The sequence below is a fragment of the Candidatus Amarobacter glycogenicus genome (assembly GCF_016704105.1).
Classification (GTDB): domain Bacteria; phylum Chloroflexota; class Dehalococcoidia; order Tepidiformales; family Tepidiformaceae; genus Amarobacter; species Amarobacter glycogenicus.
The window spans coordinates 859,705-877,372 of record NZ_JADJAT010000001.1 but is presented as its reverse complement, the minus strand read 5'-3'; the positions used below and the strand labels follow the sequence as shown (position 1 = coordinate 877,372).

14 protein-coding genes and 1 pseudogene are annotated in these 17,668 nt (G+C 66.1%); 6 read left to right on the top strand and 9 right to left on the bottom strand.

The annotated features are described in order from the left end of the window. Positions 1-12: 12 nt before the first annotated feature. Entirely contained in the window at positions 13-372 is a 360-nt protein-coding gene (locus IPG14_RS04465) for a DUF192 domain-containing protein (protein ID WP_343391006.1), read from the bottom strand. A 102-nt stretch (positions 373-474) separates the two neighbouring features. Here IPG14_RS04465 and IPG14_RS04460 point away from each other — a divergent pair, with 102 nt between their 5' ends. Next, on the top strand, positions 475-1,659 hold the full coding sequence (locus IPG14_RS04460) for an acyl-CoA dehydrogenase family protein (RefSeq protein WP_343391005.1): 1,185 nt from the start codon (positions 475-477) through the stop codon (positions 1,657-1,659). A 56-nt stretch (positions 1,660-1,715) separates the two neighbouring features. Here the strand turns inward: IPG14_RS04460 and IPG14_RS04455 are convergent, their stop codons facing one another. Both IPG14_RS04455 and dinB read right to left on the bottom strand, forming a co-directional pair. Then, positions 1,716-2,354 (bottom strand): helix-turn-helix domain-containing protein, encoded by a 639-nt coding sequence (locus IPG14_RS04455; protein ID WP_343388254.1) that lies wholly within the window; start codon positions 2,352-2,354, stop codon positions 1,716-1,718. Between the two features lie 87 nt (positions 2,355-2,441). Further along, entirely contained in the window at positions 2,442-3,725 is a 1,284-nt protein-coding gene (dinB, locus tag IPG14_RS04450) for a DNA polymerase IV (protein WP_343391004.1), read from the bottom strand. A gap of 92 nt (positions 3,726-3,817) precedes the next feature. Between dinB and IPG14_RS04445 the strand changes: the two genes are divergently transcribed. Beyond that, positions 3,818-4,687, top strand: a complete 870-nt coding sequence (locus IPG14_RS04445; RefSeq protein WP_343385363.1) for a PAC2 family protein — start codon at positions 3,818-3,820, stop codon at positions 4,685-4,687. A 28-nt stretch (positions 4,688-4,715) separates the two neighbouring features. Here IPG14_RS04445 and IPG14_RS04440 read toward each other — a convergent pair. Beyond that, positions 4,716-6,145, bottom strand: a pseudogene (locus IPG14_RS04440) (ADP-ribosylglycohydrolase family protein). A gap of 224 nt (positions 6,146-6,369) precedes the next feature. Here IPG14_RS04440 and IPG14_RS04435 point away from each other — a divergent pair. Beyond that, the gene (locus IPG14_RS04435; RefSeq protein ID WP_343388251.1) at positions 6,370-7,404 is read left to right on the top strand and encodes a phosphotransferase family protein; all 1,035 of its coding nucleotides are present in this window, start codon (positions 6,370-6,372) and stop codon (positions 7,402-7,404) included. Positions 7,405-7,408: 4 nt separating this feature from the next. Further along, a complete protein-coding gene (locus IPG14_RS04430; RefSeq protein ID WP_343391003.1) occupies positions 7,409-8,413 on the top strand; it encodes an LLM class F420-dependent oxidoreductase in 1,005 nt (334 codons plus the stop codon). A 49-nt stretch (positions 8,414-8,462) separates the two neighbouring features. Here the strand turns inward: IPG14_RS04430 and IPG14_RS04425 are convergent, their stop codons facing one another. The 4 genes from IPG14_RS04425 to IPG14_RS04410 form a co-directional block, all read right to left on the bottom strand. Next, on the bottom strand, positions 8,463-10,238 hold the full coding sequence (locus tag IPG14_RS04425; protein WP_343391002.1) for a hypothetical protein: 1,776 nt from the start codon (positions 10,236-10,238) through the stop codon (positions 8,463-8,465). 150 nt (positions 10,239-10,388) lie between these two features. Then, positions 10,389-11,648, bottom strand: coding sequence for an MFS transporter (locus IPG14_RS04420; protein ID WP_343391001.1), 1,260 nt, complete (start codon positions 11,646-11,648; stop codon positions 10,389-10,391). Positions 11,649-11,697: 49 nt separating this feature from the next. Further along, on the bottom strand, positions 11,698-12,273 hold the full coding sequence (locus IPG14_RS04415; RefSeq protein ID WP_343391000.1) for a nitroreductase family protein: 576 nt from the start codon (positions 12,271-12,273) through the stop codon (positions 11,698-11,700). Positions 12,274-12,315: 42 nt separating this feature from the next. Beyond that, on the bottom strand, positions 12,316-13,191 hold the full coding sequence (locus IPG14_RS04410) for an alpha/beta hydrolase (protein ID WP_343385357.1): 876 nt from the start codon (positions 13,189-13,191) through the stop codon (positions 12,316-12,318). A 131-nt stretch (positions 13,192-13,322) separates the two neighbouring features. Here IPG14_RS04410 and IPG14_RS04405 point away from each other — a divergent pair, with 131 nt between their 5' ends. After that, positions 13,323-14,099 carry an enoyl-CoA hydratase-related protein gene (locus IPG14_RS04405; RefSeq protein ID WP_343390999.1) on the top strand — a complete coding sequence of 259 codons (777 nt, stop codon included), beginning with the start codon at positions 13,323-13,325 and terminating at the stop codon, positions 14,097-14,099. A 6-nt stretch (positions 14,100-14,105) separates the two neighbouring features. Continuing rightward, entirely contained in the window at positions 14,106-14,876 is a 771-nt protein-coding gene (locus IPG14_RS04400) for a VOC family protein (protein WP_343390998.1), read from the top strand. A gap of 20 nt (positions 14,877-14,896) precedes the next feature. On the opposite strand, the gene IPG14_RS04395 is transcribed toward IPG14_RS04400, so the two are convergent. Further along, positions 14,897-17,419, bottom strand: coding sequence for a CoA transferase (locus IPG14_RS04395; RefSeq protein ID WP_343390997.1), 2,523 nt, complete (start codon positions 17,417-17,419; stop codon positions 14,897-14,899). Positions 17,420-17,668: the final 249 nt, after the last annotated feature.

Here is a 17,668-nt window from a genome sequence, read left to right as displayed (position 1 = left end):
CTAGCAGGGCCCTTACCTGCTTCCCGAGGCGCTCCGGATCAGCACGTCGCCCGGCGCCACGTCCCCGGTGCTGCCCGCCGGCAGCTCCAGCACACCTTTTGCTCCCTTCCCCCCGAAGGCAAGCCCTACCCACGGCTTCACCCGCCGCGCTACCTTCGTTACCTTGCCGTCGCGGTCGTAGAAAACCGCGTCGATCGCGAACCGCATGAACATCATGTGGATCGAGCCGCACGGGTTGATGTCGAGGCCTTCGCCTGGCGCAAGCCGTGCCGCGAGCATCAGCCCACGGAACCGCGCCCAGGGCGAGCTGGCCTTGCGCAGATTGGTCGCGAGCGCCGCCCCGGTCCGTTCACAGGTGATCTGTTCGGTCATCGTCTGGATAGTCGGCTGAAAGGCTCCGCTCCGACAACCCGCCTATCGCAGCGGAGCATCCGCAATCGGAGTAGGCTCCCTGCATACACTGGAGGTTCCTGCATGGAATTTCGCGATTCGCCCGAAGAGGCCGCTTTCAGGTCCCAGGTCCGCAGCTTCATTAGCTCCAAGTTCCCCTCTGCCCTGAAGGGCGTATCTGCTTTCGAACAGCCCGACGACCCCGAAATCGTCGAAGCCATGAAAGGCTGGCGCACGGCCGTCGGCAAGCAAGGCTGGACTGCGCCCCACTGGCCCAAGGAGTACGGCGGCGCCGGCATGTCCGTCATCGAGCAGTTCGTCTACAGCGAAGAGATGGCCATGGCCCGCGCTCCCCAGACTGGCGGCTCGGGCGTCCAAATGCTCGGCCCCGTCCTCATCCGCTACGGCACCGAAGAACAGCAGCGCGAACATCTCCCCCGCATCACTTCCGGCGAGGTCCAGTGGTGCCAGGGCTACAGCGAGCCCGGCTCCGGCTCCGACCTCGCCTCGCTCCAGACCCGCGCCATCCGCGACGGCGATGACTACGTGGTCAATGGCCAGAAGATCTGGACCTCCGGCGCCCACCGCGCCGATTGGATGTTCCTCCTCGCCCGTACCGACCCGAATGCCCCGAAGCACCGAGGGATCTCCATGCTCCTCATGGACATGAAGAGCCCCGGCATCTCTGTCCAGCCCCTCATCACGCTGGCCGGCGACCATGTCTTCAACCAGGAATTCTTCGACAACGTCCGTGTGCCCGCCAAGAACATCGTCGGCGAAGAAAACCGCGGTTGGTACGTCGGTGCTGCTCTCCTGGACTTTGAGCGCAGCAATATCGCCGGCGCCATCGGCCATGGCCACTTCGTGGACGACATCGTCACCATGGTGAAGTCGGCCCCCGCCGGCGCCGGGCTCGCTCACCGCCTCAAGCGCGTCCGTAACGAACTCGCCGACCGCGCCGTCGAAGCCCAGATCGCTCGCCTCATCTCCTACCGCCTCATCAGCATCCAGAAGCGCGGCGGCGTCCCGAACTATGAAGCCTCCATGAGCAAGAACTACGGCGCCGAACTGGGTCAGCGCATCGCGTCGACTGGCATGCACCTGCTCGGCATGATCGGCGCCGTCCACCACGACTCGCCGATGGCCATCATGAAGGGGCGCATCACCCACGCCTACATGAGCTCGGTCGCCAGCACCATCGCGGCAGGCACCAGCGAGGTGAACCGGAACGTCATCGCGACGCGCGGCCTCGGCCTTCCGCGCAGTTAGTTGCCCAGGACTTTCCCCGGCCCTTCTCCTCTTGAGAGAAGGGCCGGGGATGAGAGTCACCCCGAGGCCGACTCGTAGACCGATGCCATGCCTTCCAGGATCTGGTCGGCGAGTTCGAGCGTGCTTTCGACTGCCTCGACAGCTTCGTCCGTCGAGAGCCCCGCTTCGATGGCGATTTGCGATGCCGTCTCTTCCAGTGAACGCCGCATGGAGTTAAACGTCGCCACCGCGGCCGTCAGCCCGACCTTCTCGCTCACCAGCGAACGTCCGTACTCGCGGCCAATCGTCCGCGCGTCCTCGGTGAACCGTTCCTTCTTCGAATCGCTCGCGATGTAGCGCGCGAACAGGTCCACCACCTGCCGCCCGAGCAGTCGCAGGCGGTCGATCGCCTCCGGGCTCATCGTCGTGAAGTGGTCGAGGCTGTGGCCCTGGCGGCCGCGCGTGATGCGCCTCTTCACACGCGCCAGCGCAAGGTCGCTGATCCGATCGGTATCGCGCGCCGCTGCAGCCACGCCCGCATTCGCCACGATCGCCAGCAGGTCCTCCTCCAGGATGCGGCGGTGGCCGCCGTGCGTGCGGTACGAGCGGATCTCGCCAACATCCGCCCACCGGCGGATCGTCGACTCTGAGACTCCGAGTTGCGCGCTCGCCGCCCCAAGGGTCAGCCAGTTCTGGCGGACAGGTTCACCAGGCACTTATCAAACCCCCCTAAAGTTGGTCAGGATTATAGGGCCATCGGCCCGTCAAGGTGTCACCGGCTAGCGCCATGGTCTTGCTGTGTGCTACTCCCAATCCTCCCCGTCCCCGTGCCCAATCTCCGGGGCGGCGCCTTCGGGTAACTCAGCATCGAACTTGGGCGCCGTGAACGGTGGGATGTAGTCCGGCCCGTGGTGCCGGTAGGGGCTGCGAAGCTCGTTCGCCCGCCGCACGGTCAGGTCCCCGAACCGGTCGCGTAGCGATTCGACGGTGTCCTGCAGCCGGTCGGCCTCGAGTGTCTCCCCGAGCCGCAACTGGCGAGCTCGCTCGACGATGTTGTGGACTCCGATCCCAATCAGCCGGACCGGCCGTCGCTCGTTTTCGTCCCATGCCTTCTCGAAGAGCGCACACCCGTGTGAGTAGATCTCATCCGCCAGGTCGACCGTCACCTGCGGTGTGACCGACCTCGAGAGCGTTTCAAACGGAGGGAACCGCAGCCGCAGGCTGACCGTCCGCGCGGCCTTACCGCTCTTGACCAGTTCATGCGATATCCGTTCCGCCTGCGAACGGAGGACGGCACGCAGCCGGTCGCCGTCCGGTTCGTCCTCATCGAACGTGATGTCCCTGGAGATCGACTTGGCGTCACCCCGGCTCGAAACAACTGGGGCGTCGTAGATCCCGAAGGCTCGCGTTCGCAGGTCTGCGCCGTGTCTTCCAAACTTCGCCACCAGCGCCGACTCCGGTGTCCTCGCGATGTCGCCGATCGTGTGAATGCCGAGCCCGCCCAGTATCTCCGCGGTCTTCCGTCCCACCATCGGGAGCTCCCGGATGGGGCGCGGCGCGAAGAACGCAGCTTCCGTCCCTTCCGCCACCACAACCAGTCCGTCCGGCTTCCCGGCGTCGCTCGCCACCTTCGAGACCAGCTTGTTCACGGACACCCCGATCGATGCCGAGATGCCGATCTCCTCGCGCACCCGCCGCTTGATCGTCGCAGCGACCGCCTCCGGCGCACCGAAGAGGTGCTCCGTGCCGCGCACATCGAGATAGGCCTCGTCAGAACCGGCCGGCTCCACCAGCGGCGTAAAGTCCCGCAGGATCGCGTGAAACTGCTTCGACGCCTTGCTGTAGTAGGCATAGTCCGAAGCAAGGAAGACCGCCTGCGGACAGAGCCGGCGTGCCTGGCTCACGGCCATCGCAGACCGCACACCGAACTTTCGTGCCTCGTAGCTCGCCGTGTTCACCACGCCCCGGTTCCCGAGTCCGCCCGCCACAACCACCGGCGCACCCCGCAACTCCGGGTGGCGCAGCAACTCCATCGATACGTAGAACGCGTCGAGGTCGACGTGGAGCACCGTAGCGCGATCGCTCATATGTTCTGATTGTAGCGGAGGCGGCGCCCGGGCGCCCGGTATCGTTCCCATCCCTCTCTGACACCGCTCCGCTCCCTTGGTATCCTCTCCGGGTGGATTTCCTGAAAGTCGATGCCCAGCCCGGTCTCAAAGCGCCCGTCGTGGTCTGTGCCTTTTCCGGTTGGAACGACGCTGCCTCAGCAGCCACCAACGCTGCCCGCTTCATCGTCCGCCGCCTCGGCGCCCGCAAGTTCGCCACCATCGATGCGGAACCGTTCTACGACTTCAAAGAACAGCGCCCGTCCGTCCGTATCACCGCCCGCGGCGACCGCGAAGTGAACTGGCCCTCCAACGACTTCTTCTACGCCCGCAACCCGACCGGACCGCACGATGTCGTCATCTTCATCGGCACCGAACCGGCGCTCAGGTGGCGCAGCTTCGCCGCAGCCCACACCGAGTTGTTCAAAGAGGTTGGCGCCGACCTTGTCGTCTCGCTCGGTGCGCTCCTCGCCGATGTACCCCACAGCCGCCCTCCGCGCGTCACCGGAAGCGCGATGGACCCGAAAGTCTCAAGCCGGCTCGACTTGCAGCCGTCCCGCTACGAAGGACCGACCGGCATCGTCGGCGTCCTCCACGATGCCATCCGTGGAGCGGGCCTCGCCGGCGCCAGCCTCTGGGCCAACGTTCCCCACTACATCACCACCTCGCAGAATCCCCCGGCCACGGCGGCGCTGCTCCGGCGCCTCCAGGCAATCATCGGGATGGAGTGGGACCTCTCGGAACTCGATTCCGCAAGTGACCGTTTCGTCGAAGAGGTGAACACCGCCCTCAGTGGAAACCCGGAAGTCCAGGATTACGTCCAGCAACTCGAACGGGCGATGGACTCCGGTGCCGATGCCGAGCCCCACTCCGAACTCCCCCGCGGCGAAGATCTGGTCCTCGATATCGAGGAATTCCTGCGCGGACAGCGCGACGACTCCTAGCCGCCCCCGATGCCCGGTCGGGCTCGACCTACCGGCCCTCGATCACATCGAACGCTTCTGCCGCGAGCGTTCGAAGCTCGCTGGAACGCTCCACGTCCCGCAGCCACTCCGCTGGCAACGCTTCGATGCCGAGCCGGGCCCCCAGTAGAGCCCCGGCAAGCGTCGCGATGCTGTCGCTGTCGCCTGCTGCGTTCGCCCCTTCGAGGAGCGCGCCGGGGAGGTCGCGCTCGTGCCGCGCTACTACGAACATCGCAGCTGCGATCGCCTCGTGGGCTGCCCAGCCCTGAAGCCGCTCCAGTACCGCGACCGGATCGGTCCCGTTCGCCGCGTCCGCCAGGGCTTCCTCCGCCATCCTCGCCGTCCCGGCGTCGTATCTGCCGGCGGCCTCCACCATCTCCGTGAGCACTTCCCCCGGGGCGTCCCCGCGGACTTCGCCGGCGACCCCTACCGCCATGGCGGCGCACGCTGCCAGCGCGATCGGGGCCTGGTGTGTCATTCGCGAGTGCTCCACCGCCCACTGTTCAGCGCGGGCGACGTCGTGGCGGAGCAGGAGCCCGAAAGGGTACGCCCGCATTACCGAACCGCACCCGCCCGCGTTGGCCCGCCCGCCTGCCGCCATGGGACTCCCGCGCGCAGCCTTTCCGCTCCGGCCATGCACGAATTCCCGGGAGCGCGGTGGCCGCCCTGCGGTTGCACGCTCCACCTCGCCACATTCGCGGCAATCGCCTCCATTACCGCGTCCAGCGAACCTGGGCTATCGGCGTGCTGCACGAGCGCTCGCAGGACAATCTCCGCCAGCTGCGTGTCATCGGTGTACGGCGCGAATCGATGAGTGCCCCGTGTCCACCATAGCTCGAAGCCGCTGACGCCCGACGGGCCAAACGTCCGCGTGATCCCGTCGTGACTCAGGAACTCGGTAGGGTGTCCCAGCGCGTCTCCTACCGCCGCGCCGAGCACCGCACCAAATACTCGTGAACGTTGGTCTGGCGCAGCGGGCACGAACGCCTGGATGAAGTCCCTCTGCCCCTTGGTTTCCGGGCAGTTCGGCCCGCGGGCGGCTGCCAGCGCCGCGAACGTTGCTGGTACGTCCATTCCTGATTGCCGGAGGACGCACCCTCCGATCGTACCCGCCCGGCCAAGCCCCCCCTTGCAGTGGATCACCACGTCCTCTCCCGATCCCGCCCATCCCGCGATCTGCGCGACCAGCACCGACGTCGCGCCCACGTCCCTCGGCGTAAACCCATCGGGGATCGGCAGCCGATGGAACGCCATGCCCGCCGCGTGCGCCGCGCTGCCGAGGCCTTCGATCTGCAGCTCCTTGAGTTCGGAATCTTCCACCAGGCAGACCAGGTGATCGGCCGAAAACTCGTCGCGCAGACGACGGATGTCCGTGGCCAGGTCGCGCTGCCACGCTCCCGTGGCCGCCTCGAGGTGCTTCTTCCCCGGCGCGAACGTCAAACCGACCTTGCCAAGCCAGGGCGTGGGCAGCCAACCGACTCGCAAAGGGTGCGTCGCCGAGGTCCTGGTTATGCTCAATCCTCACCTCTTCCCCGAGTCTAGCGCCCCCAGGCGACAGCTACCGTCGGGGATCCGTCCCGGTTGACGGGCGGAACCTCTCGGGCAAGACTCAGCAGGTTGTTCCGGAGCGGGACCACCACACGTCTTGATTCGGGGTTCCCAGAATGGCCGATGACACCATCAACCAGCTGATCGATGTTGCCGCCCTCCAGGCGTTCGTCCGCGCGAACGTGCCCGGCGCCACCGAGCCGCTCGATGTCCAGAAACACGTCGCGGGCTTCTCCAACGAAACCTTCTATGTGACTTGCGGCGCCCGGCGGTGGGTCCTGCGCCGCCCGCCGCGCGGACCGCTCCTTCCCACGGCCCACGACGTTATCCGCGAGTACCGCTACCTCTCCGCCCTCCATGGCCGCGCCCGCGTCCCCCGTCCCGTCGCCGTCTGCGAAGACACCTCCGTCATCGGTGCCCCCTTCTACCTGATGGAGCGCGCCGACGGCGTCGTCATCCGCCAGGAAATGCCCGCCGCCTACGACAATCCGCCCGGACGCGCCGCCGTCGCCGAACAGATCGTCCAGGCGCTCGTCGAGCTCCATTCGGTCGACTACCAGGCCGCCGGCCTCACCGGCAAAGGCGATTCCTACCTCCCCCGCCAGGTCGAACGCTGGAGCAAGCAGTGGGAGCTGACCCAGCCTCGCACCCGCCCTCTGCCGGGCCTCGATTCCGCCACAACCTGGCTGAAGACGCGCATCCCGGCCGCCGGCGGCGTCTCCGTTGTCCACGGCGACTACAAGCTGGACAACGTCATGTACCGGGCGGACCGGCCCGAACTCATCGCGATCTTTGACTGGGAAATGGCGACGATTGGCGACCCACTCGCTGACCTCGGCTGGCTGCTTTCGACCTGGGGCGACCCGGGGGATCCCCCCGGCACGCGCAGTCGCGCCGAGGGCCCTGCCCTCACCACTCGCGAAGGGTTCCCCACCGTCGATCAGATGGCCGAGATGTACGCCGAAAAGAGCGGTACCTCGATGAAGAACTTCGCCTTCTACCATGTGCTCGCGGTCTACAAGCTTGCCATCATCCTCGAAGGCCTCTACATGCACTTCCTCGAAGCGACCGCCTCCAATCCCGCCAGTGCCGACTTCGAGTGGTACGTCCCCGTCCTCGTCGATCGCATGCACCGGCTGATGGGGGAATAGCCTCGTGCAGAAGCGAATCGCGCTCTCCGTCCCCATCCTCGGGTACACCCTCCCGGAACACGTGGCCTTCGCGAAGGAAGCCGAGCAGCTCGGCTACACCGATGCCTGGTCGTTCGAAGTCGATGGCCAGGACTGCTTCACTCCGCTGGCCGTCATGGCACTCTCCACCAACATGCGGCTCGGGACCGCCATCGCGAATGTCTACTCTCGTGGCCCCGCCACCCTTGCCCAGAGCGCCGCGAGCATCGGCGAACTCGCCCCGGGCCGCTTCGAATTCGGCATCGGTTCCGGCTCGCAGCCCATCATCGAGATGTGGAACAACGGAAGGTTCATCAAGCCTGCGACCCGCGTGAAAGAGATGGTCCAGTTCCTGCGGCCAGCACTGGCCGGCGAACGCGTCGTCTTCAAAGGAGAGACCTTCCAGGTAGATGGTTTCCGCCTCTCCCAGCCTCCCCCGTCCGTGCCGAGGATCCACGTGGCCGCACTCCGGGAAGGCATGCTCACGGTCGCCGGCGAAGTCGGCGATGGTGCGATCATCAACTGGCTCTCCGCCGAGGACGTCAAGAAGTCGGTCGCCGTCGTCCGCGAGGCAGCGGCCAAAGCCGGGCGCGATCCCGCGGAGATTGAGATTACCGCTCGCCTCATGGTCAACATCGATCCCCCGGGCCCCGAAGCCGAACTCATGCGGAAGCGTCACATCAACGCTTACCTTCAGGTGCCGGTCTACAAGTCTTTCCACCAGTGGCTCGGGCGGAGCGAGACGCTGCGGGGCATGTGGGAGAGCTGGGACGCCGGCGACCGCCGCGGCGCTATCGCGAACACGCCGGACGAGGTGGTCGATGACCTCATCGTCCACGGCACCGCCGAACAGCGGAACGAACACGTCCAGCGCTATCTCGATGCCGGCGTCGACACCGCGTTTCTTAGCTGGTTCACCTGCGAGACAGACCCGCTGAAGCGCCGCGAATTGATCCACAAGGCGATGGTGGAGATGGCGCCGCGGAAGTAGTCGCTGCTCTCCCCGCCCTCCGCGGCGAAGCTATCCCGGTTTGCAGTAGCTACCGCACCGTGAACGTGCGCGCGCCGTTGTTCCAGTGGTGCATCACTCCCCATCCGGGGCTGAAGACGCCGATCTTCACCGTGTAAACCCCCGGCGCAAGGTTGGCCGGCACCTGCCATGTCGTCCTGAAAGTACGGGTCCGATTCTTCTTGAACGACTGGCCGTCCCAGTACCGCTGGTAGATCTTCTCGCCGTCCGTGTTGTAGACCTCGACATCCACCAGGGCCAGGGCTGCCTGGCTTGCCCGCACGTTCGCGGCAATCGTTATTGAGGTGCCCCGGTCCACCGTGGCGGCCGAGGTCGTTGCCGATGTCGTCCAGGCGAGTCCCGCGGCCGGGGTCGCGGTAGCAGTAGCAGTCGGCGTCGTGGTCGTGGCAGTTGGCGTGGCAACCCTTGCGGTCGCTGTCGGCGTTGCGGGCGTAGGCGTGTTCGTCGGCGTCATCGTGGCGGTCGTCGAAGGTGCAGGTGTGCTCGTGCTCGGCGGACTGCCCCCGGAAAGTGGCATCGCCCCCTGGGCGTAGTACGCGGCCGCTTTCTGCTTGAAGAACCCGCCGTCGTCGTCCGCGTTGAGCGAGGGGCTGGTGTTGCCGTTAATCGGGGCAGGGTTCGTCACGCCGTCATAGGCTGCGTCACACGCGCACGTCGCCCCGTCGGCGCCCCGGCCGAACAAGAACGCCACGACTCCGGCGTCGATGTACGTCGAAAGGTGGCTCCGAGAAGGGTCATCGAAGAGCCACTCAACCCGGTTGTCCTGGAAGTGATTCCAGGTGTTGTTCATGGCCAGCATCTTCGTGTTGCCAAGTGGGATCTGCCACAGCACCACGCGCTTCTGGACGGTGTTCGAGAACGTCTTCAGGAATCGTGCGTGCCGTGCGAAATCCTCGGCGTCGAACCAGAGTGTGGTCCCCAGCCCGTTGATCACCTGCTTGAAGCCCGAGTCCCGGTCGCTGAACTCCGCGAAGGTGATATCGAAGTTCGCGCCCAGCGAGTTGTAAAAGTTCCCCGCCCGCGTCGCCAGGGCGTCCGTCGTCGGGTTGTCAGTCTGGCTCCACTGGATGTCGACTCCTGTGCCCCAGATGCTCATGTGGTAGCCCAGCACGACATTCGGCGCATAAGTGTCGCGAAGTCGTACCACTGCCTTCGCGAACCCGCCCATGTTGTCCGGGAGCCCGGCCAGTTCCGCGATCCCGGTGCCGCCAACGCGCGCCCCCACTGTTGTCGCGTTGTCCCCGGTTGCACGCTGATGCACGTATCCCCACATGTCGGGCTCGACATGAAGCACAACCTTGTTGTCGGGGAAGGCGCCTGCGCGCTGGAAGAACAGCTTGAGGTCGTTCCAGTAAGCCACCATCGTCGAGTCGTTCTGGAGGTTGGCGAGTACCGCATCCATCTCTCCGCCGCTGGAGCCCGGCAGGCTCATGAAGATCTGGTAATACGTGAAGACCGGGGTGATAGAGGCCGCAACCGAGTCCTCGATGTAATAGGTCACGAACTGCCCGTTCGGGTTCCAGTTCGCCCAGCCGTTGCCGGTGTTCACACCTGCCGCCAGGTACTGGTAGCGGAACCCGTAAGGCGCCGTCGCGCGCATCGCGGCGGCCCCGCCCGGGCTGTCCATCATTCCCACCTGCAGGGTGGTCGGCCAGCCTTGCGGGAGCGTCCCCGCGGCATCCGCTTCCGAGACCGTTTCGCCGGGTCGGAAGGCGCCTATCGTCACCGCGACAGCGGCCAGCCCCAGGAGGGCTGCTCGCCAGAAAAACTTCGGAGTTCGCGTCAAAGAGTCCTCGTCTGGACCGGAAAGGGGTTGAGGGCGCCCCGGTCACGATCAGAGAATCGCCAGCGCGGCCGCGAAGAAACCCAAGGGGAAGTAACCGCTCTGTAAAGAGTTGGGCGGTGCTTCCGTGGACGCCGGACAGCTTGGTAGCGATCAGGCCAACCTGGTGACTGGACGGAGGAAGAGCAGCGCAACGATCCCGAGCATCACCGCGATGCCGGCGCTCACCGCGATGGTGGTTTGCGGCCCCCAGAGCGAGACCTGCCACGCAGCCTGCGCATACCCGATTGGCGCGGCCGCGCTGAAACCCAACCCGTAAATGCTCATCACGCGGCCCATCATCGCCCGTTCCGAGTTCTCCTGGAGTAGCGCGACCGCGAAGTTGATGAAGATCGCCGGTCCAAGCATCCCCGCGATGAACACGAGCCCCATCGCCAACCAGATGTTGGGTGCGAATCCGTAGAGAATCCAGAACGTCCCACCGCTCAGGAGCGAGAAGCAGAGCAGGAATCCGCGCCGCCTGAGCTTGAGCACACTCAGCAAGAATGACCCGATGAGGATTCCCCCTCCCATCGAGCCCACGAGGAACCCGACGAACTTGTCCGAAGCCCCGTACACGTCCTGCACGATCAGGACCATCGTCACCATGAAAGGCCCCATCAGGAGCATCCCCGGTATCGTCACAAGTGCCAGGATCCCAAGTAGCGAGCTGTTTCGACGCACGTACCGCAGCCCCTCGATCAGGTCGCGAAAGACGCTCTTTCCGGTCGGGATGGGTGGGTCCGTTGCTATCCGCGAAAACAGCAACGCTGCCGCCCCGAGTGCGGCGACTTCCGTGGCGAACGCCCAGGTGAGCCCGTAACCGTCGGCCAGCACGCCCCCGATCGATGGCCCTCCGAACTGCAGAGTCGCCATGAACGCCATAGTCCCGAAGATCGCCGCGTTCTGGAGTTGGGACTGGCTAACAATCTGCGGGACCATGGCCTGGCGCGCCGGGTTCGTGAAGGCCCCGGCACTGCCCACCACCGCCGCCAGCAGGAACACGGGCCAGATGACGTCCGCCTCCATACCCGCCAGGCCGACGTATGCCAGCGACGCAGCGGCAGCCACGAGGTAGGTCCGCACCAGGATCCGCCGCCGCTCGACTCGGTCGGCGACGACGCCCCCAACCAGCGCCAGTGCCGCTCCCGGCAGCGTCTGGCATATCAGCGCGGCCGCAATCGCCACGGCGCGGTGGTCCTCCGCGACCCGGTCGCGGATGTAGAGCGGTACAGTCACCGCCTGGATGCCTACGCCGGTGCCGGCAACGATCGATGCCAGCCACCACAGCCGGAAGCCCGCGACCGTGAACGGGTTACGCGAACCGCCGGCGGTCTCGGTCGGCAGGGGAGTTGGGGCGTCGGCTTCCGTCATGGGGGCGGAGTCTACGCGGAAGCAAACTTCGTTGCATCGTGAAACCAGCTCAGTTCCAGGGTGCGCCGAATCTCTCCCGGTAGGTGACTTCGGATGCCGCGCGGCGACGGTTCTTTCCCATCCGCTCCGCCGGATAGCCCAGTGGGATGATCGCGTGGACCGCCATGGTCTCTGGAAGCCCGAGCAGTGGCCGAACCTCCGCCTCGCGCGCCTTCCACCGCGTCGTGAGCACGCTCCCCAGCCCGAGCGAGTGCGCCGCGAGAAGCAAGTTCTGGACGGCCGGGTAGATCGATGCGCCCAGTGCCGCGAGCCCCGACTCGGTGCTTCCGAAGGCATACTCAGAGGTCACCGCGATCAGGACCGGGACGTCCCCCCAGGGCGTGCGTTCCGGTGCTCCCGCCCCGTACATCTGGCTCCCGAGCTCATCGAACACCTCGCCAAGGCGCTCCTTCGTCGCGCGTTCGCGGATGACGACGAACCGCCACGGCTGGGAGTTGCGGGCACTTGGTGCCCGCGTGGCTGCGGCGATGATGGTCTCGATGACCGCGTCATCGACGGGACGAGACGCGAAGAGGCGCACAGCCCGTTGGGTGGCGAAGAGTCGTTCGAGGTCGGCGTATTCCATGGAGACAGAGCCTACGCCCGCACCTCCGCCCTGTTCCAGCATTCACTCTGCGGCGTCGCCGCACCCCGCCAGGAAAGGTCGCAGCTCGTCGAGCAGCGCGTCCGGCTGGTCGTGGTGGATCCAGTGACCAGCGCCTGGGATTTCGACGGTGCGGGAGTTGCGCAGGTGCCGCTCGGGGTTCGGGTGTTGCCGCCGCCGGGAGTGCGATTCGCCCCCCACGAAGAGCAACACCGGACAGGTGATCGCCTCCCAGAACGCGGGCAGTTCGCTCCGCCGGATCTCCATCGAGGTCCGTCCGTTCACCCAGAGGTCGTACTTCCAGATGAAACCCCCGTCGACCGGTCTCGAAGCGTAACCCGCAAGGCCCGGGAGGATGCTCTCCGGCAGCCGGGGGTTCGCCTCCTTCATCCGCGCCTGGGCGTCCTCGAGGCTCGGGTAGACGCGCGGCTGCTGGTCCTCGAACGAGCGGATGCGGTCCCCCCAGCGCCGTACCCACGCCGGTCCCACCCGTTCTTCGTCGGGCGGGTTGAGCGAATGTGTGCCTTCGATGACCGCAAGCGAGCTGAAGTACTCCGGGTACGTGCCCGCGGCAACCAGGCAGACCGACCCGCCGTACGAGTGGGCGACCACTCTCGCCGGTGCCCCAACCGTCTCGATGACGCGGACGATGTCGAGTGCGTTGTCCGGCAGGCCGTAGCTGCCGCCCGGCGTCCAACCCGAATCGCCGTGGCCGCGAAGGTCGGGAGCGACGACGTGGTAGTCGGCGCGCAGCTCTTCGGCGAGGCGGCCCCACGATCGTGCGTGGTCGCGGCCGCCGTGGACGAGGACAAGCGGCGGCGCGCCCTCGTTGCCCCAGTCCCAATATGAGATTTGGACACGTTGCGACTTCACGAAACGCTGCTGGGGTTCGACCGTCATCTTTGCCTCCGGAGAGAGTGAGCATCCCCGCTTGGCGGCACACGATCCACTGCCGCCGGCTCACCGTGAAGGGCGAACTACGGTTGCCCCCGTTGGGCTAGAATCCGGCAATTCCGAAGCCGGAGGGGCACATGGCCGCCTACGAAACGATTACCTATGAGTCGGCCGATGGCGTCGGGACGATCGCGTTGAACCGGCCGGATCGGCTCAACGGGATTACCAACCAGATGATGCGCGAGCTCTACGACGTCCTCCAGCAGTTGCCGGCCGACCACCGCACTCGTGTCGTCGTCCTCACCGGGACGGGTAAGGGTTTCTGCCCCGGAGCCGACCTCCAGCATTACAGCTCCGGCGCAGGCGAAGAACCCCTCAGTCCGGAACACTTCCAGCTGACGGCGATGCTCCACGAGTTGCCCCAGGTAACCGTGGCCGCCGTGAATGGTGCCTGTGCGGGCGCCGGGCTCGGCTGGGCTGCCGCCTGCGATCTCCGCTACGCCGCCGAGAGCGTGAACTTCAACTCGGCTTTCCTCGGTGTCGGCATCTCCGGCGATATGGCCGCACCGTGGTTTCTTCCCCGGATCGTCGGTGCGACGAAGGCCCGCGAACTGATGTTCCTCCACGGGAAGTTCGGCGCCGCCGAAGCTGAGCGCATCGGGTTCGTTTCGAGGTGCTTCCCGGATGCGGATTTCCGCGGTGAAGTCGCCGCGATCGTCACCCGCCTTGCCCGGTCGGCGCCACTTGCCCTGCGCGCGATGAAGCTCAACTTCCTCGCCGCCGAAAACGTGAGCCTGCGAGAGTACATCCGCATCGAGTCGGAAAGGCACCAGCGGACAGGCGCTTCGGAGGACTCCCGCGCGGCCTTCCGCGCATTCGTCGAAAAGCGCGAACCGGAATTCAAGGGAAGGTAGCCAACCATGTGGCTTCGATTGCGCCAGATCGCCCTCATCGTTGCCGATGCAGACACGGTGGCTGCCGACCTCAATGCCGTCTTCGGCATCGAGGTCGCGTACATCGATGAACACTTGCCTCCGGCCTACGGGCTCCAGAACCGTCTCCTCCCCGTCGGCACGCAGTTCATCGAGGTGTGTTCGCCGGTGCGCGAGAACACGGCCGGTGGACGCTACCTCGAACGCCGTGGCGGCGATGGCGGCTATATGGTCATCTGCCAGGCGGATGACCACGCCCCCCGCAAAGCCCGCGTGGAAGAACTCGGTATCCGTGTCGTCGCCGCCCGTGATACAGAAACCGCCTGCCTCATGCAGCTCCACCCGCAGGACACCGGTGGCTCCTTCCTCGAAATCGACTGGCACGTCGGCGCCGACGACCTCATCCCCGGTTGGAGCCACGCCATACGTGGCCCCTGGCAGGACTTCATCCGCACCGGCCGCGTCAGGTCCATCGTCGCTGCCGAAATCCAATCGCCGGAGCCGGAGAAGCTCGCCGCCCGTTGGAGCGAGATCATCCAGGACCCGGTGACGTCCGACGCTGCGGGAAACCCGACGATCAAACTCCAGAACGCCAGCCTCCGATTCGTCGCCGCAACCGACGGTCGCCCCGAAGGCCTCGGCGGGATCGATCTGGCTGCCACCGACGCCGAGTCCGCCCGCACTGCGGCCCGCGCACGCGGCCTGCTGAGAGAAGACGGAGTCATCGTCATCGGCGGAATGCGGATCCGCCTCGTCTGACCACCTCTCGGGCAGGATCGTTACGGGATGGTGGCGTCGAATTCCTGCGCGATGTGCCCCGCTTCGACCAGCCGCTGGTATTCGGCATCACTGATCCCCAGCAGTTCGCGGTAGACGTAGTCGTTGTGTTCGCCGAATGCGACCGGCGGCTGCCTCACGCTCGTTGGCGTCTCCGAGAAGCGTAGGAACGGCGTGTTAAAGCGGAACGTACCCACCTGGTCGTAGAGCGTCTGGGGCTGGTACAGCCCGCGCGCCAGGACATGCGCGTCATCGAAGGCTCGCGACGCCTCGAGTACCGGCGCCGACGGCACGCCGGATTCCTGCAACGCGTGAAACAGCTCGTAGTCGTCCTTGTCGGCGGTCCACGCCGCCAGCTGTGCGTCGATTGCATCGTGTGCGGCAAGCCGCCCGGCATTCGTTTCCAGGGCCGGGTCTTTGCTCCAGGCCGGGTCACCCATCGCGCCGCGCAACGCCCGCCACTGTTCGTCCGTCTCGATTGAGATCGCAATCCAGCGGTCTCCGCACTCCTCCGCCGTCCCGCTGGGCCGGCACGCATACACCCCAGTGGGGGCGAAATCGTACAGTGACCGGTTCCCTCGGCGCTCCGGGAGCGTCCCGTTCATGGCGTACTCCATGAAGGCCTGTGCGAGCATCGGCGAGGCGTTCTCCGCCTGGCCGATTTCGATTAGTTGCCCTTCGCCCGTCTTCTCCCGGTGCCACACTCCCAGCATTACCGCCAGTGCCGCCTGCGCTCCCGCCAGGTAGTCGCCCGAGTAGATCGCCGAGTTTTCGGAGGGATCGGCGTCGCGGTAGCCTCGAAGGAGCGTGTGCCCCATCACGCTTTCCAGGTGGACGCCGAGGGCCCGTGCCTGGTTGTACGGGCCAGTGGAACCGTATGCCGGGATGCGGACCATGATGATCTGGGGGTTGTACTTCCGCAGCCAGTCATACGTGATCCCCAGGCCCTCCAGCGTCTCTGTCGCGTTGTTCTCCACCACTGCATCGGACTGCGCCACCACGCGGCCGAAGATCTCTTTCCCCTCCTCGGTCCGCAGGTCGACGGTGAAGCTCTTCTTGTTCCGATAAAGCTGCACGAAAGTCGGGCTGTAGTTGTATGCGTGCGGTGCCGGGTCGTTGTTGGGGTAGCCCCCCGCCGCCGGCGGGAGCATCGCCGCGTACGCCTTCGTCGGGTGCGCCAGCGTCCCGCGAGTCATCGGCTGCATCACGTGCGGGTTCTCGGCCTTGAGCACCTCGGCCCCCAGGTCGCCGAGAAGCAGCGTGGCGAAGGGGCCCGCCCACACCACGCAGAGGTCTATCACCCGGATGCCATCCAGCGGGAGGCGGGGGTTCGAAGTGCGGACGGTTGGGGCGAGCGCCGGTCTCGATGCGATCTCGGCGCGGATTTCCGCACCGTGTTCGTTGAGCAGCGGCGCGGGCCGCCGGAGCGACCAGGGCGCCTTCGGCATCACGAATGGCCGCCCGGGGATGGTGATTTCGCCAAGCCATGCATGGTTCGCAGTGGCCCAGAATCCCCGGTCGCGGAAGTGCGAGTCCGCAGAAAGCTCCGCCACGTCGAACAGTGGCCCGCAGAGTACGCGTGCCGCCCGTGCCGCCGCCCAGATTTCGCGCTTCGTGCGTTCGCTGAGCCACTCGAAGAAGTGGGCCTCCAGTTCCGCCACGTTATCGGGGTCAAGCAGGGTAGCCCGGATCGACCACTTTGGGTCCCGGATCCATTCCGGGTTCCCCAGCATGTCCGCGAACCGGTCCATGCGGCCAGAAGCGGCGGTGAACTCCACCCATCCGTCGGCGCACGGGTACACACCGGACAGGGCGGCCCGGTTCGACCGCGAGGCACGCACGGTGCGGCGCCCCGAAAACTCATACGAGATCGTGCCCACGTGGCGGCGGTCCGCGCCGAGGAAGTGGCTGTCCGCGATCGAGAAGTCCACCCGCTGCCCGATGCCCTGCCGTTTGCTTGCGAAGATGGCAGCGAAGGTCGCCGTCGCTGCAGCCGAACCGGATTCAACCAGCGACGCCGTGCCGTACATCGTCACCGGCTCCCGTTCCTGGACACCCATCGTGTACAGCTCGCCCGCAAGCGCGTAAAGGGTCAGCTCGTTCCCCACGTAGTCCCGATACGGGCTCTCCTGCCCGAAGTTCGTGATGGAGATGAGCGGGATGTCGGGCCGCCGGCCGTGGATGACGTCCCAACCGATGCCCAATCCGTCCAGGTACCCCGGCGGGAAGCTCTCGACGACCGCATCTGCCCGGTCGATGAGCTGCAACAGCGCCTCGCGGTCCGCCGTCGACGCCAGGTCCAATTCGATCGATCGCTTGTTCGTGTTGAAGTAGAAGAACGTGCCGCTCTTCTCCGGGTCGGGCTGATTGCCGGGGAAGGGACCAACCCGTCGGGCAGGGTCGCCGCCCGGACGTTCAACCTTGATCACGTCGGCGCCGAAGTCGGCCAGCAATTTCGTCGCGTACGGTCCGCAAATGTATTCCGAAAGGTCAACGACCGTCAGTCCATCCAGTGGTCCGGGCAACAGGCGCCTCCAGGTCAGGGCTCCCGCCACGGACTCCGGATGAGCCCGCTTCGAGCGGTGGCGAATCCTAGCACGAGACCGCCCCGCCCTCTCAACTACCGGGTCGCTTCTCCCCCCGCGCGGCAGGTGCGGAAACGACAAAGCACCTTCGCATTCATGCGAAGGTGCTTTGCTTTGTTGCTATCGCCGGCCTGGGCCGGCGATTGGGGTTGCTAGAGAACGCTTACCAGCGGTTGCCGCCGCCGCCGC